Source organism: Saccharopolyspora sp. NPDC045941 (genome assembly GCF_056431445.1).
Window position 1 is genome coordinate 17,666 of the sequence record NZ_JBWKKU010000097.1, and the last position, 11,306, is coordinate 28,971.

At 70.0% G+C, this 11,306-nt stretch carries 14 protein-coding genes; 5 read left to right on the forward strand and 9 right to left on the reverse strand.

The window, feature by feature from the left end; genetic code table 11:
- Positions 1–117: 117 nt before the first annotated feature.
- Positions 118–414, reverse strand: coding sequence for a hypothetical protein (locus AC07FN_RS42520; protein ID WP_478400795.1), 297 nt, complete (start codon positions 412–414; stop codon positions 118–120).
- A 156-nt stretch (positions 415–570) separates the two neighbouring features.
- On the opposite strand from AC07FN_RS42520, the gene AC07FN_RS42525 reads away from it, so the two are divergent.
- Positions 571–1,674, forward strand: coding sequence for a branched-chain amino acid aminotransferase (locus AC07FN_RS42525; protein ID WP_478400796.1), 1,104 nt, complete (start codon positions 571–573; stop codon positions 1,672–1,674).
- 397 nt (positions 1,675–2,071) lie between these two features.
- On the opposite strand, the gene cobS is transcribed toward AC07FN_RS42525, so the two are convergent.
- The 4 genes from cobS to AC07FN_RS42545 form a co-directional block, all read right to left on the reverse strand.
- On the reverse strand, positions 2,072–2,827 hold the full coding sequence (cobS, locus tag AC07FN_RS42530; RefSeq protein WP_478400797.1) for an adenosylcobinamide-GDP ribazoletransferase: 756 nt from the start codon (positions 2,825–2,827) through the stop codon (positions 2,072–2,074).
- Positions 2,824–3,921 carry a nicotinate-nucleotide--dimethylbenzimidazole phosphoribosyltransferase gene (gene cobT / locus AC07FN_RS42535; RefSeq protein WP_452612944.1) on the reverse strand — a complete coding sequence of 366 codons (1,098 nt, stop codon included), beginning with the start codon at positions 3,919–3,921 and terminating at the stop codon, positions 2,824–2,826. The genes cobS and cobT overlap by 4 nt, the downstream gene beginning before the upstream one ends.
- Before the next feature lie 18 nt (positions 3,922–3,939).
- Positions 3,940–4,485 carry a bifunctional adenosylcobinamide kinase/adenosylcobinamide-phosphate guanylyltransferase gene (cobU, locus tag AC07FN_RS42540; protein WP_478400798.1) on the reverse strand — a complete coding sequence of 182 codons (546 nt, stop codon included), beginning with the start codon at positions 4,483–4,485 and terminating at the stop codon, positions 3,940–3,942.
- A gap of 111 nt (positions 4,486–4,596) precedes the next feature.
- Positions 4,597–5,235, reverse strand: a complete 639-nt coding sequence (locus tag AC07FN_RS42545; RefSeq protein WP_452612942.1) for a DUF3043 domain-containing protein — start codon at positions 5,233–5,235, stop codon at positions 4,597–4,599.
- Between the two features lie 227 nt (positions 5,236–5,462).
- Between AC07FN_RS42545 and AC07FN_RS42550 the strand changes: the two genes are divergently transcribed.
- Positions 5,463–5,828 carry a HesB/IscA family protein gene (locus AC07FN_RS42550; RefSeq protein ID WP_093277650.1) on the forward strand — a complete coding sequence of 122 codons (366 nt, stop codon included), beginning with the start codon at positions 5,463–5,465 and terminating at the stop codon, positions 5,826–5,828.
- Between the two features lie 63 nt (positions 5,829–5,891).
- On the opposite strand, the gene AC07FN_RS42555 is transcribed toward AC07FN_RS42550, so the two are convergent.
- Positions 5,892–6,224 carry a glyoxalase superfamily protein gene (locus AC07FN_RS42555; RefSeq protein ID WP_452612941.1) on the reverse strand — a complete coding sequence of 111 codons (333 nt, stop codon included), beginning with the start codon at positions 6,222–6,224 and terminating at the stop codon, positions 5,892–5,894.
- 218 nt (positions 6,225–6,442) lie between these two features.
- Here AC07FN_RS42555 and AC07FN_RS42560 point away from each other — a divergent pair, with 218 nt between their 5' ends.
- A complete protein-coding gene (locus AC07FN_RS42560) occupies positions 6,443–6,562 on the forward strand; it encodes an amidohydrolase family protein (protein WP_478400799.1) in 120 nt (39 codons plus the stop codon).
- Between the two features lie 67 nt (positions 6,563–6,629).
- Here the strand turns inward: AC07FN_RS42560 and AC07FN_RS42565 are convergent, their stop codons facing one another.
- A complete protein-coding gene (locus tag AC07FN_RS42565) occupies positions 6,630–6,842 on the reverse strand; it encodes an RNA-binding S4 domain-containing protein (RefSeq protein ID WP_132482729.1) in 213 nt (70 codons plus the stop codon).
- 369 nt (positions 6,843–7,211) lie between these two features.
- Here AC07FN_RS42565 and AC07FN_RS42570 point away from each other — a divergent pair, with 369 nt between their 5' ends.
- Positions 7,212–8,660 (forward strand): alpha-amylase, encoded by a 1,449-nt coding sequence (locus AC07FN_RS42570; protein ID WP_478400800.1) that lies wholly within the window; start codon positions 7,212–7,214, stop codon positions 8,658–8,660.
- 159 nt (positions 8,661–8,819) lie between these two features.
- On the opposite strand, the gene AC07FN_RS42575 is transcribed toward AC07FN_RS42570, so the two are convergent.
- Both AC07FN_RS42575 and AC07FN_RS42580 read right to left on the reverse strand, forming a co-directional pair.
- Positions 8,820–9,566, reverse strand: coding sequence for a class I SAM-dependent methyltransferase (locus tag AC07FN_RS42575; protein ID WP_478400801.1), 747 nt, complete (start codon positions 9,564–9,566; stop codon positions 8,820–8,822).
- Positions 9,567–9,642: 76 nt separating this feature from the next.
- A complete protein-coding gene (locus AC07FN_RS42580) occupies positions 9,643–10,830 on the reverse strand; it encodes a sialidase family protein (RefSeq protein WP_478400802.1) in 1,188 nt (395 codons plus the stop codon).
- 244 nt (positions 10,831–11,074) lie between these two features.
- Between AC07FN_RS42580 and AC07FN_RS42585 the strand changes: the two genes are divergently transcribed.
- Positions 11,075–11,306 (forward strand): IS110 family transposase (locus tag AC07FN_RS42585; protein WP_478400803.1); only part of this gene is annotated, 232 nt, incomplete at its 3' end.

Below are 11,306 nucleotides of genomic sequence, written 5' to 3' on the forward strand. Positions count from 1 at the left end.
ACCCAAGCCTAGTCTTGGGGGGTTGCTTTTTTTCCTTGCGGGGGGGCTTGTTTCTTCCTGGGGGACTGGGTCTGTTTTTCTTCCGTGTCCCCCCGGAACCCCCCCCGGCCCGCGGTGTCAGAGCGAGATGAACAGCAGGATGCCGATGACGGCGACCAGGGCGCCGATCCCGCCGACCGAGCCGCCGCGCAGGTCCTTCGGGAAGAACGTCTTGTGCTTGTTGCGCCACCAGAAGGCCCAGCCGGCCGCCCCGGCGACGCCCAGGATCAAGCCGAAGATGTCGAGCCACGAGTAGCCGAGCAGCACCAGCATGCCGCCGCCCAGCGGCAGCAGCGCCGCCAGGGTGGCGGCCAGCGCGTCTTGCGACGTCGTCGTGGGCCCCGCCGGGACCGGGGTGTTCTGGGCGTGCGTCATGGTCACATCATAGGCGTCGGCCGGCCCGGCTCCACCGCCTCGCGTCACGAACTGTGGCGTTCCTTCAGCGTTGAGTAAGCGGACGACGGATATTTGGACGACCAAGTTCCGTAGATCGGGTTTCCACTGCTCCGAGGCGCGCGATACGGTACGCGCATGACTGGAGCACTGTCGTTCACCCGGACCCCCAACCCGCAACCGGCCAGCGACGAGCGCCGCGCGGAAGTATTGGCGAATCCGGGATTCGGACGGTACTTCACCGACCACATGGTGACCATCAAGTGGTCCGAGGATCGCGGCTGGCACGACGCCGCCGTGGAGCCCTACCACTCGCTGCAGCTCGACCCGGCGACCTCGGTCCTGCACTATGCGCAGGCGATCTTCGAAGGGCTCAAGGCCTACCGCCAGCCCGACGGTTCGATCGCGGCGTTCCGGCCCGACGCGAACGCGCGGCGGTTCCAGCGTTCGGCGCAGCGGATCGCGATGGCCCAGCTGCCCGAGGAGCTGTTCGTCGAGTCGCTGCGGGAGCTGATCGCGGTGGACGGCGCCTGGGTGCCGAGTGCCGAGGAGAGCTCGCTCTACCTGCGGCCGTTCATGATCTCCACCGAGATCGGCCTCGGAGTCAACAACCCGGCCAACGCCTACCTCTACGCGGTGATCGCCTCTCCGGCCGGCTCGTACTTCGCCGGTGGCATCAAGCCGGTCACCGTGTGGTTGAGCCACGAGTACGTGCGTGCGGCCCCCGGCGGCACCGGTGCGGCGAAGTTCGCGGGCAACTACGCGGCGTCGTTCGCCGCGCAGGCCGAGGCGGTGGAGAAGGGCTGCGACCAGGTGGTGTGGCTCGACGCGTGCGAGCGGCACGTGGTCGAGGAAATGGGCGGCATGAACCTGTTCTTCGTGTTCGGCTCGGGTTCGGACGCCCGCCTGGTGACCCCGGCGCTCAGCGGCAGCCTGCTGCCCGGCGTGACCCGCTCGTCGCTGCTGGAGCTGGGCAGGGAGCTCGGCATGCAGGTGGAGGAGCGGAAGGTCACCGTCGAGGAGTGGGAGAAGAAGGCCGCGACCGGTGAGCTCACCGAGGTCTTCGCCTGCGGCACCGCCGCTGTGATCACCCCGGTCGGCCACGTCAAGCACCGCGACGGCGAGTTCACCGTCGCCGACGGCAAGCCGGGCGAGGTGACGATGAAGCTGCGCGAGCGCCTCACCGGCATCCAGCACGGCACGGTCGCCGACACCCACGGCTGGATGACCAAGCTCGGCTGACGGCCCAGGTCCGCAATTTCCATTGAGGTTTTTCCAACCTCGTTTTGCATGGCGGTGCGGGTGGCGGAACCTCAGAGGCTCCCTGGTCTGTGGGTGCCCTGACTTATGTATGTCCGATACACGGCGTCAGGGCCGTCCTCGCCGAGGGAACCCCGGAGGGGTGGGCACCGTGAACCCGCGGCGGTGCCAGTGTCGTAGGTGGGCTATGCGCCTGCGGCGCATGCGACACCTCATCGACGTGCAGCTTTGCGACCCGCGGCTGCGGGCCGGCCAGGATGAAAAACGCTCATTGAAATTGCGGGAGTTGTCCACAACCTTCGGCGTGTCGGGTGCCCGGCACGCCGAAGGTCCGCAATTTCCATTGAAATCGAATCTTCGATTTCAATGGAAATTGCGGTCAGGCGATGGCCGTGGTGGTGAGGACCGCCGTGGTCGCGAGGACCGTGGTGGTCGCGAGTTCGGAGGCGGCGCCTAGGACGTCTCCGGTGATTCCGCCGAAACGGCGCCGGGTGTGCCAGGTAAAGGCGAGCAGCAGGGCCGCGGCGAGGACGACGGCGAGGGCCGCTTGCCAGCCGAAGCCGACGCCGGCCACCGCGAGCAGGGCGAGCCACCAGGCGGCGACCAGCCACGTCGGTTGGCTACCCGCCACCAGCGCCCCCATGCCTTCTGGGCGCGCGGCAGGCACGCCGGTCCGGCAGCACAGCACGAATCCGGCGCGGCCGACCACGCAGGCCAGAACGAGCGTCAGCGGCGCATTCGCCAACTCGGCGAGGCTGGCCGCCTGGACGCCGAGCACGAGGATCAGAGCGACCACCGCGAACGGCCCGGCCCCGCCGTCGCGCATCACGGTCAGCGCGCGCTCCGGCGGTCCGTAGCAACCGAGACCGTCCACCGTGTCCGCCAGGCCGTCCACGTGCATGCCCCGCGTGACCAGCACCAAGACGCCGACGGTGAGCAGCCCGGCCAGCAGCGGGGGAGCGCCGAGCGCGGTCAGCGCCCAGAGCGCGGTGGCGCCGAAAGCGCCGACCAGCGCGCCGACGAGCGGTGCGAAGGAGATCGCCTGGCGGCAGGTGCGGTCGTCGACGCGCTGCGCGGGCACCGGCAGCACGCTCAGCCACGACACCGCCAGGCGCAGGCCGTCCGGCACCGTCACGCCGTCGGGCCGGTGGCCTCGGCCTCGGTCGGACCGACGACGCCGGCCTCGGCGAACGTGGCCATTTCCCGCAGCACCCGCACCGCGGCGGCGACCACCGGCAGCGCGGTGAGCGCCCCGGAACCTTCGCCGAGCCGCATCTGCAAGTCGAGGATCGGGGTGAGGTCGAGGTGGTCGAGAACCAGCGGTCCGCCCGGTTCGGCGGAGCGGTGCCCGGCGAGCCACCACTGCCGGGCGCCGGGCGCGAGCTCCTCGGCGACCAGCGCCGCCGCGCCCACCACGACACCGTCCAGCAGCACCGGCGTGCGCCGCACCGCCGCCTGCGCGAGGAATCCGGCCAGCGCGGCGATGTCGGCGCCGCTGGAGGTCCGCAGCAGCTCCACCGGGTCGTGGAGCACCTTCCTGGCGCGGCGCAGCGCGTCGCGGATCGCGGCAGTCTTGCGCATCCAGGCGTTGTCGTCGATGCCGGTGCCGCGGCCGACGACCGCCACCGGCTCGGTCCCGGTGAGCGCGGAGATCAGCACCGCGGCCGGGGTGGTGTTGCCGATGCCCATGTCCCCGGCGATGAGCAGGTCGGCGCCGGAGTCGATCTCCTCGTCGGCGATGGTGCGCCCGGCGTTGATCGCGGCATCCACCTCGGCGGCGGTGAGGGCGTCCTCCCGGTCGATCGAGCCCGACCCGCGCCGCACCTTGTGCGCGCTGACCACCGGAGGTGTGTCGGTGTTGACCGCCATGTCCACCACGCGCACCGTCGCGCCGGACCCGGCGGCCAGCGCGTTGACCGCCGCGCCGCCGCTGAGGAAGTTGCCGACCATCTGGCCGGTCACGTCGCTGGGGTAGGCCGAGACGCCGTGCGCCGCGATGCCGTGGTCCCCGGCGAAGACGATCACGCGGGGGCGGGCGAACGGGCGCGGCGGGCAGGCGCCCTGCCGGGCCGCCACCCAGACGCCGAGTTCCTCCAACCGCCCCAGCGAGCCGGCGGGCTTGGTCAGCTGCTCGTGCCGGGCGACAGCCTGGCGGCGGGCCTGCTCGTCGGGCGCCGGTACCGCCGGGAACCTGATCGGGCCGGACTGGTTCTGGTCGTCGGTGGACAAGCGAAAACCTCCGTTGAATCAGCGCAGCCGGAGCGGGAGCCCGGCGACGAGCAGGACGACCTCGTCGCACACCTCGGCCAGCCGGGCGTTGAGCGAGCCGAGTTCGTCCCGGAACAGCCTTCCAGACCTGGTCGCGGGAACGACCCCGAGGCCGACCTCGGCGGAAACGAGCACGACCCGCGCGGAACACCGGGCGACGGCCTCGACTAGCGCGGCGCAGTGCCCGGCCACGACGTCTAGCGCGACCGGATTCCGATCCCACGCACCGGCGTTGTCGAGCACCCCGGTCAGCCAGGTGGCCAGGTCATCGACCAGCACCGTCGCTCCGGGGGATGCCCCGGTCAGCACGCGCAGCAGTGCATCGGCGTCCCCGGCCTCGACGGTCCGCCAGGTGTCGGGCCGGCGGGCGACGTGCGAGGCGATCCGCTCGGCCCACTCGAGGTCGTCCGGATCCCGCCGCGCGGTGGCGACATAGGTGACGGGCTCAGCGGCCGACGCCAATCCCTCGGCGTGCGCGGACTTGCCGGACCGAGCCCCGCCGAGCACCAGAGTGCGCCCACCCACCAGCAAAACCTCCGGTCCCTGTGCCTACGACGTCGCCGCGACGCTACCCGGAACCGGACGTGGAAGATCGACTCGCCCCGGCCGGGTGCGGCGCCCGCGGAAGTGCCGGGATCAGGCGACCTTGGCGATGTCCTTGGGGGTGTAGCGGGGGCGGGGGACCCGGAGCTTGCGGATCTGCATCGCCCGGGTGAAGGCGTACCAGCCCAGGGAGAACGGGCGGTCCTTGGCGTCCGGGAACTTCGCGCGCACCCGCTTGTTCACGTAGCGGCCGAGCAGGGTGCCCTCGACGACCATCATCACCAGCAGCACCATGCAGAACAGCGTCGCGTACTGCTGGATCACCAGGTTCTGCGCCAGCGTGGTGGCGAACACGATCAGCACCAGCGGCATGAACAGGCCCATCAGGTGCCGCCGGGTGTCGACGAGGTCGCGGACGTACGCGCGCACCGGGCCCTTGTCGCGGGGCATCAGGTAGCGGTCGTCGCCCTGCATCATCCGCTCGCGGCGTTCCTTCGCCGCCTGGCGGCGCTCGTCCTTGTTGCCGCGCGCCCGCTTGACCGCTTCGCGCTGGGTTTTCGGCGGCGGCGGGACCGGGCCGCGCCGCTTGCCTTCCGCTTCCCGGCGCTTCGGCGTGGGCTTCCCCTTCTTGGGGGTGTGATTGGGGGCATGCTCCGCCGCAGCCGGGCCGGTCTCGGTGTCGGACTCGGTGGTGGCGGTCTGCTCAGCGCTGTTACGGCGAAGGAACCTCACTCCAACAGGGTATTCGACGCCACTGCCGGGGCTGCAGCAGACCGGACACCTGCGGCGGAACAGACAACGGGTGGCCACATCACACCAGCTAGGCGGGTGGCTGTGCCACCATGGGCGGAGGAGACAAGACACAGCTTCCCCGGGCGGCGCCCGTGGGAATAGCCCGAGCCCGGGTGGGGTTGCACCTCACGCCGGAATCGGATGAGCGAGACCTCTAGGGAGAGTCCATGACCGCCCCGAACACCACGACCGAGAGCGAGGCGCCCGCCCACGGTGTCACGTTGACCGACTCGGCTGCTCACAAGGCCAAGGCCCTGCTGGAGCAGGAGGGCCGCGACGACATGCACCTGCGCATCGCCGTGCAGCCCGGCGGTTGCGCGGGCCTGCGCTACCAGCTCTTCTTCGACGAGCGGAGCCTCGACGGCGACGTCCGGCGCGACTTCGAGGGCCTGGGCGTGGTCGTCGACCGGATGAGCGCCCCCTACCTGCAGGGCGCGGTGATCGACTTCGTCGACTCAATCGAGAAGCAGGGCTTCACCATCGACAACCCGAACGCCGGCGGGTCGTGCGCCTGCGGCGACTCGTTCCACTGATCGAGCAAGCCGATCTGGCATGAGGCCGGTGCCCGCGGGCGCCGGCCTCCTTGCTGTCCGGGCTCATGCCGGCGGCGCGCCCACCCGCAGCCGGTTGCCGTCGGGGTCGCGCAGTTCGATCTCGCGCCCCCAGTCGGCGTGCTCGATCTGGGCGCCGAACGCGTCCGCGATGGCATCCAGGTCGCGGACGCGGAGGTACACCAGCGTGTCGGGGCGGGCGTCGCCCTCGTGCTCGGACAGGAACAGCTTCAACGCGCCGCGGGCCACCTCGACGAAGGCGGGCAGCCCGGGTTCGAAGCGGTGTTCCCACTGCGCGGCGAAGCCCAGCCGCTCGTACCAGGCGACCGCGGCGGCGGCATCCGCGACGCGGAGGATCGGGATGACTTCCTCGTTCATGCCGCCATCGTCCCAGCCCGCACCGGCGGTCACGCGGGTTCGGGCAGGCCCGTGATGTAGGCCGTGATGGCGTCCCGGAACGCTTCGGCGTCGACCTGACCGGGCGCCCGTGCTGCCGGGCCAAGCGCTTTCCGCGCAGCAGGTGCTCGCCGGGTACACCACCGAGGCGGCCTACGGCGCCGGCGAGGAGGACGTGGCCGGGTTGCATCCGGGTGGGCATGCGGGCGGACCTGGCCGTCTTCGACGGTGACCCGCTCACCTGCGCCCCGGATGAGCTGCCGGATCTCGGGGTGGCCTGCACCATCGTCGGCGGCCGCATCGTGCACGAGGCGCTGTGACCTGATGAGCGAAGGGCGCCTTCGCCGAAGCTCGGCGAAGGCGCCCTTCCGTCTGCGGTGGCGGCCGTCAGCGGGTGACGACCCGGACGACCTCGCCGCCGAGGACCACCTCGTCGCCCTCGACCAGCTGCTTGCCGCGGCGGGTCTCGACCGCGCCGTTGACCTCGACCTGGCCGTCCTCCAGCAGCTCCTTCGCCTCCGCTCCGTGCTCGACGAGGCCCGCCAGCTTCAACAGCTGTCCGAGCCGGATCATGTCGTCCCGGATCTCCACTTCGCGCATGCCGCCATTGTCCGCCGCGTGCCCGGTGCGCGGCCGGGCCGGGCACGGCGCTGCGCTCGGTGCACGGACGGTCACCCGGTGCTGCAGGTTCGTCGCTGGATGACGTTTTGCCTGGTCAGTGGTCGTGAGTGTATTGGGTCGCCATAGCGCTCCAAAACGCTCACGGGCGATCACCTGCGGAAACGATGCTCCCCTCGCGTTGCATGGATCAGGATCGATCCGACGTGTGTCCACATCGGACCCGTGGAGAGATTTTGCAATAATTTGCAAGGATTTGGGCCGGTGAATGCTGGTGCAGATGGTGTATTGACTTAACATCTGCAAGAAAATGTGATCGTAGGCGACCCACTCGACGCAGAGGAGGTTGTCATGCGAATGCCGTTGTTGCTGCTGGCCGCGGTGCTCGGCGGCACGGCCCTGGTGCCCGCCGCGGCGGGCCTGCCGGCGGCGCCCGCCGCCGCGCCGGTGCGCGGCCCGATCATCCAGATGTTCCAGTGGCCGTGGGATTCCATCGCGCAGGAGTGCACGAGTTTCCTGGGCCCCAAGGGATTCGGCGCGGTGCAGGTGTCGCCGCCGCAGGAGCACGTCGTGCTTGCCGACGCGGGCCACCCCTGGTACCAGGACTACCAGCCGGTGAGCTACCAGCTGCAGTCCCGGCGCGGCAACCGGGAGCAGTTCGCCGCGATGGTGCAGACCTGCAACGCCGCGGGCGTGCAGATCTACGCCGATGCCGTGGTCAACCACATGAGCGGCACCGGATCGGCCGGCAGCGGGCCGGGCAGCGGCGGCTCGTCCTACTCGAAGTACGACTACCCGGGCGTCTACTCGGACGCCGACTTCCACGGCTGCCGCCGGGACATCGCCAACTACAACGACAAGTGGGAGGTGCGCAACTGCGAGCTCGTCGGGCTGGCCGACCTCGCGACCGAGTCCGAATACGTGCGCAACACCGAGATCGCCTACCTCAACGACCTGGTGGGCCTGGGCGTTTCCGGGTTCCGGGTGGACGGCGTCAAGCACATGCCGCCGGAGGACGTCGGCGCGATCTTCGGGTCGCTGCAGAACGTGCCGGGGACGGGCGCCAAGCCGTACGTCTTCCAGGAGGTGATCGCGGACGGCACGACGACGGCGGGCGAGTACACCGGCAACGGCGACGTCACCGAATTCGCCTACTACGGCACGGTCGCCAACGCGTTCAAGAACGGTTCGCTGGCAGGGCTGGCGAACTTGCCGGACCAGATGCCGCTGCCGAGTGAACAGGCCGTGGTCTTCATCGACAACCACGACACGCAGCGCAGCTCGCCGACGCTGACCTACAAGGACGGCGTCACCTACGACCTGGCCATCGCGTTCGAGCTGGCCTACCCGTACGGGACGCCGCAGCTGATCTCCAGCTTCGCCTTCGACAACCCCGACGCCGGGCCGCCCGCCGCCGCGGACGGCACGACCGAGGCCGCCAGTTGCGACAACTCGGCGTGGGTGTGCGAGCACCGGCGCGCCATCATCGCGGGGATGGCCGGGTTCCACGCCGCGGTGCAGGGCGAGGAGCTCACCGGCTGGTGGGACAACGGCAACGGGCAGATCGCGTTCGGGCGCGGGGACGCCGGGTTCGTCGTGATCAACCGGGAAGGCGGCGAGCTGTCGCAGACCTTCCAGACGTCGCTGCCCGCAGGGACCTACTGCAACGTGATGACCGGCGAGCTCTCCGGCGGGTCGTGCACCGGCGATGCGGTGGAGGTCGGCGGGGACGGCAAGTTCACCGCCACCGTCGCCGCCAACTCCGGTGTCGCGTTGCACGCGGGCGCGAAGCTCGGCTGATCTTCCCGGAGATCAGGACGGTTCGGATGCGAACTCCGTGCGGCAGCAGGCTTTCCGGCTCGGCGCGATCGGTGCTGCGGCACTGATCGCGCTGGTCGATCAGTCCACAGTGGTCTAAGGGCGCCTTCGGGCGAGCTGCTCGAAGGCGCCCTTAGCCGGTCACTCGGGCGGGCGCTGGGCTGTGATGATCATCCGGTTGTGGTCGGCGGTCAGCGGGGCGCCGTCGTCGCCGTAGACCTCGACGTCCCGGAAACCGGCCTGGTGCAGCCACTCCCGGAGCTCCGGGACGGTGAAGAAGCGCACCGAGTACCGGACCCGGCGGATCCGGCCGTCGCGGATGATCGTGCGCTCCACACCCGACCGGAAGTTGACCGGGTCCAGGCGGTGCTGGTCGACGGTCATGTCCTCGCCCACCTGGCGGACCACGGTGTCCTGGTAGCGGCGCAGCAGGTTGGTGATGTTGTTCAGCTCCAGGGCGAACTTCCCGCCAGGCCGCAGCGCGGAGCGAGCCTCGCTCAGCACCCGGCGGTTGTCGTCGTCGGAGAAGTAGCCGAACGAGGTGAACCAGCAGATCGCCACGTCGAACCTGTTCTTCCACGGCAACTTCCGCATGTCGCCCCGGACGTAGTCGGCCTGCACACCCCGGGCTTCGGCGTCGTCGCGGGCCTTGTCCAGGAACAGCTGCGTGTAGTCCAGGCCCGTCATCCGGCAGCCGCGGGCCGCCAGCGGGTTGGTCAGCCGACCGTGGCCGCAGGCCAGGTCCAGCAGTTCCACGCCGGGCTCCAGCCCGAGCAGGTCCCAGATCAGCCCGGCTTCCGCCTCGTTGCGGGCATCCGTGAGCTCGCGGTAGAAATACAGGTAGTCGTCGTCGAACAGGCCCTCGGTATCGAACTCCGGCTCCGTCATCGGCATCTCCGGTGTCGCCGCATCCATCGGACGTTCGCCAGCTTGACGTGCCGGGACTCGCCGTGCCAATGGAATTTCAGCGCGCCAGGTCGTTCTCGCTGAACCTCGCGTAGCGGATCGTCTCGTTCGCGTCGCCGGAACTCTGCGAGCCCGCCTCGTAGAGCAGGCCGGCCCAGCCGCCGCCCAGGTTGATCAGGTCCGAGTAGGCCGACCAGGTCGCGTCCACGACCGTGCCCACCTCCTGCCAGGTCGCGCCCTCGTCCGACGACGTGCGGATGCGCATCGTGTGGCGGCGATGGTCCATGTCCGGATTCGTGTTGTACGGCCCGGAGAACAGGATCAGGTTGTGCGGGTCGCCCGCCGTCGTCGCGCGCAGGCGCACCACCGAGCCCTGCACGACCGGGCCCTTCAGCTGCGGCACGACCTCGAACGGCGCGCGGAACGTCGCCCCGCCGTCCGCGCTGACCGCGTGCGCCCGGTTGCCCTCGGCGATCGTCGTCCCGGAGTTGTCCTGGTTGCGGGCCGCCGCGTAGATCTCGGCGTCGACCGTTTCCAGCAGGCTCAGCTCCTGCGGCTTGATGGCCTTGCCGGTCCGGTCGTCCAGCGCGCCGAGCCGCCAGTTCGTCCCGCCGTCGTCGCTGTAGACGATCCCGGCGCCCTTCACGCCGCCCTCGCCCTCGAAGTTGATGCCCGCCACCATGCGGTTCACGTGCTCGCCCCGGGTCATCTGCAGGCCGTGGCCCGGACCGGTGGCGTACCAGGTGTTCCACTCCGGCTTCGTCAGCTGCGGCTGGGCCACCGGCTTCGTCCACTGCGTACCCTGCGGGTTCGTGCTGTGCTGCAGGAACGGCGTCCGGGTGCAGCCGTTGCCGTTGCACTGCGGGCCCGGGTTGTGCGTCGTCAGCAACGAGATCCGGCCGGTGGCGCGGTCCACGATCGGCACCGGGTTGCCGCGGGTGTCGCCGGCGCCATCGGTGACCAGCTCCAGCGGCCGCCACGTCTTCCCGTCGTCCGTCGAGCGCTTGAGCACCACGTCGATGTCGCCGGTGTCGTCGCAATTGTTGTGGCGGCCCTCCGCGAACGCCAGCAGCGCGCTCCGGTCCTGCGTGCGCACCAGGGCCGGGATGCGGAAGCAGTTGTAGCCGCCCTCGCCCTTCGTGAAGATCGTCTTCCCGGCGATCGCCAGGGGCTCGCTGGTCGCGGTCGTCTGGGCAGCGCTCAGCAGCAGCGCGGCCCCGGCCGCCGCCCCCGCGAGCTTCGTCATCCGGCGCATGCGCGTCCTACCTTTCAAGCGTGGGTCTGATCTGGTCATTCGTAAGATCGGAGGGCCCAGGGGTTCTGGGTATGGCTGACATGCTCGAGCCGGTGGATGGCTTAAAGGACTTGGCCGCCCAGGCCCCAGCGACGACTCGACCGCCAATTGGGATACGCGACGTGATCGCTGCTGTAGGACAACGTCGGCGAGGTCGTCTGCGGGATCGATGTGACGACGAGCTAGCGGAGGGAACGTGCCCCAGATCTGGGCCGGGGTGGACATCGGCAAGGCCCATCACCACTGCGTGGTGATCAACTCTGACGGCCAACGGCTGTTGTCCCGGCGGGTCGGCAACGACGAGACCGAGCTGCTTGAGCTGATCGGTGACGCCCTGGAGATATCCACCGATGTGCTGTGGGCTGTCGATCTCAACCACGGCATCGCGGCGCTGCTGATCGGTCTGCTGATCAACCACGACCAGCCGA

Coding starts and splice junctions, on each gene's coding strand:
- AC07FN_RS42520 (WP_478400795.1), bottom strand. CDS start 414: ATGACGCACGCCCAGAACACCCCGGTCCCGGCGGGGCCCACGACGACG.
- AC07FN_RS42525 (WP_478400796.1), top strand. CDS start 571: ATGACTGGAGCACTGTCGTTCACCCGGACCCCCAACCCGCAACCGGCC.
- AC07FN_RS42550 (WP_093277650.1), top strand. CDS start 5,463: ATGACCGCCCCGAACACCACGACCGAGAGCGAGGCGCCCGCCCACGGT.
- AC07FN_RS42555 (WP_452612941.1), bottom strand. CDS start 6,224: ATGAACGAGGAAGTCATCCCGATCCTCCGCGTCGCGGATGCCGCCGCC.
- AC07FN_RS42560 (WP_478400799.1), top strand. CDS start 6,443: ATGCGGGCGGACCTGGCCGTCTTCGACGGTGACCCGCTCACCTGCGCC.
- AC07FN_RS42565 (WP_132482729.1), bottom strand. CDS start 6,842: ATGCGCGAAGTGGAGATCCGGGACGACATGATCCGGCTCGGACAGCTG.
- AC07FN_RS42570 (WP_478400800.1), top strand. CDS start 7,212: ATGCGAATGCCGTTGTTGCTGCTGGCCGCGGTGCTCGGCGGCACGGCC.
- AC07FN_RS42575 (WP_478400801.1), bottom strand. CDS start 9,566: ATGACGGAGCCGGAGTTCGATACCGAGGGCCTGTTCGACGACGACTAC.
- AC07FN_RS42580 (WP_478400802.1), bottom strand. CDS start 10,830: ATGACGAAGCTCGCGGGGGCGGCGGCCGGGGCCGCGCTGCTGCTGAGC.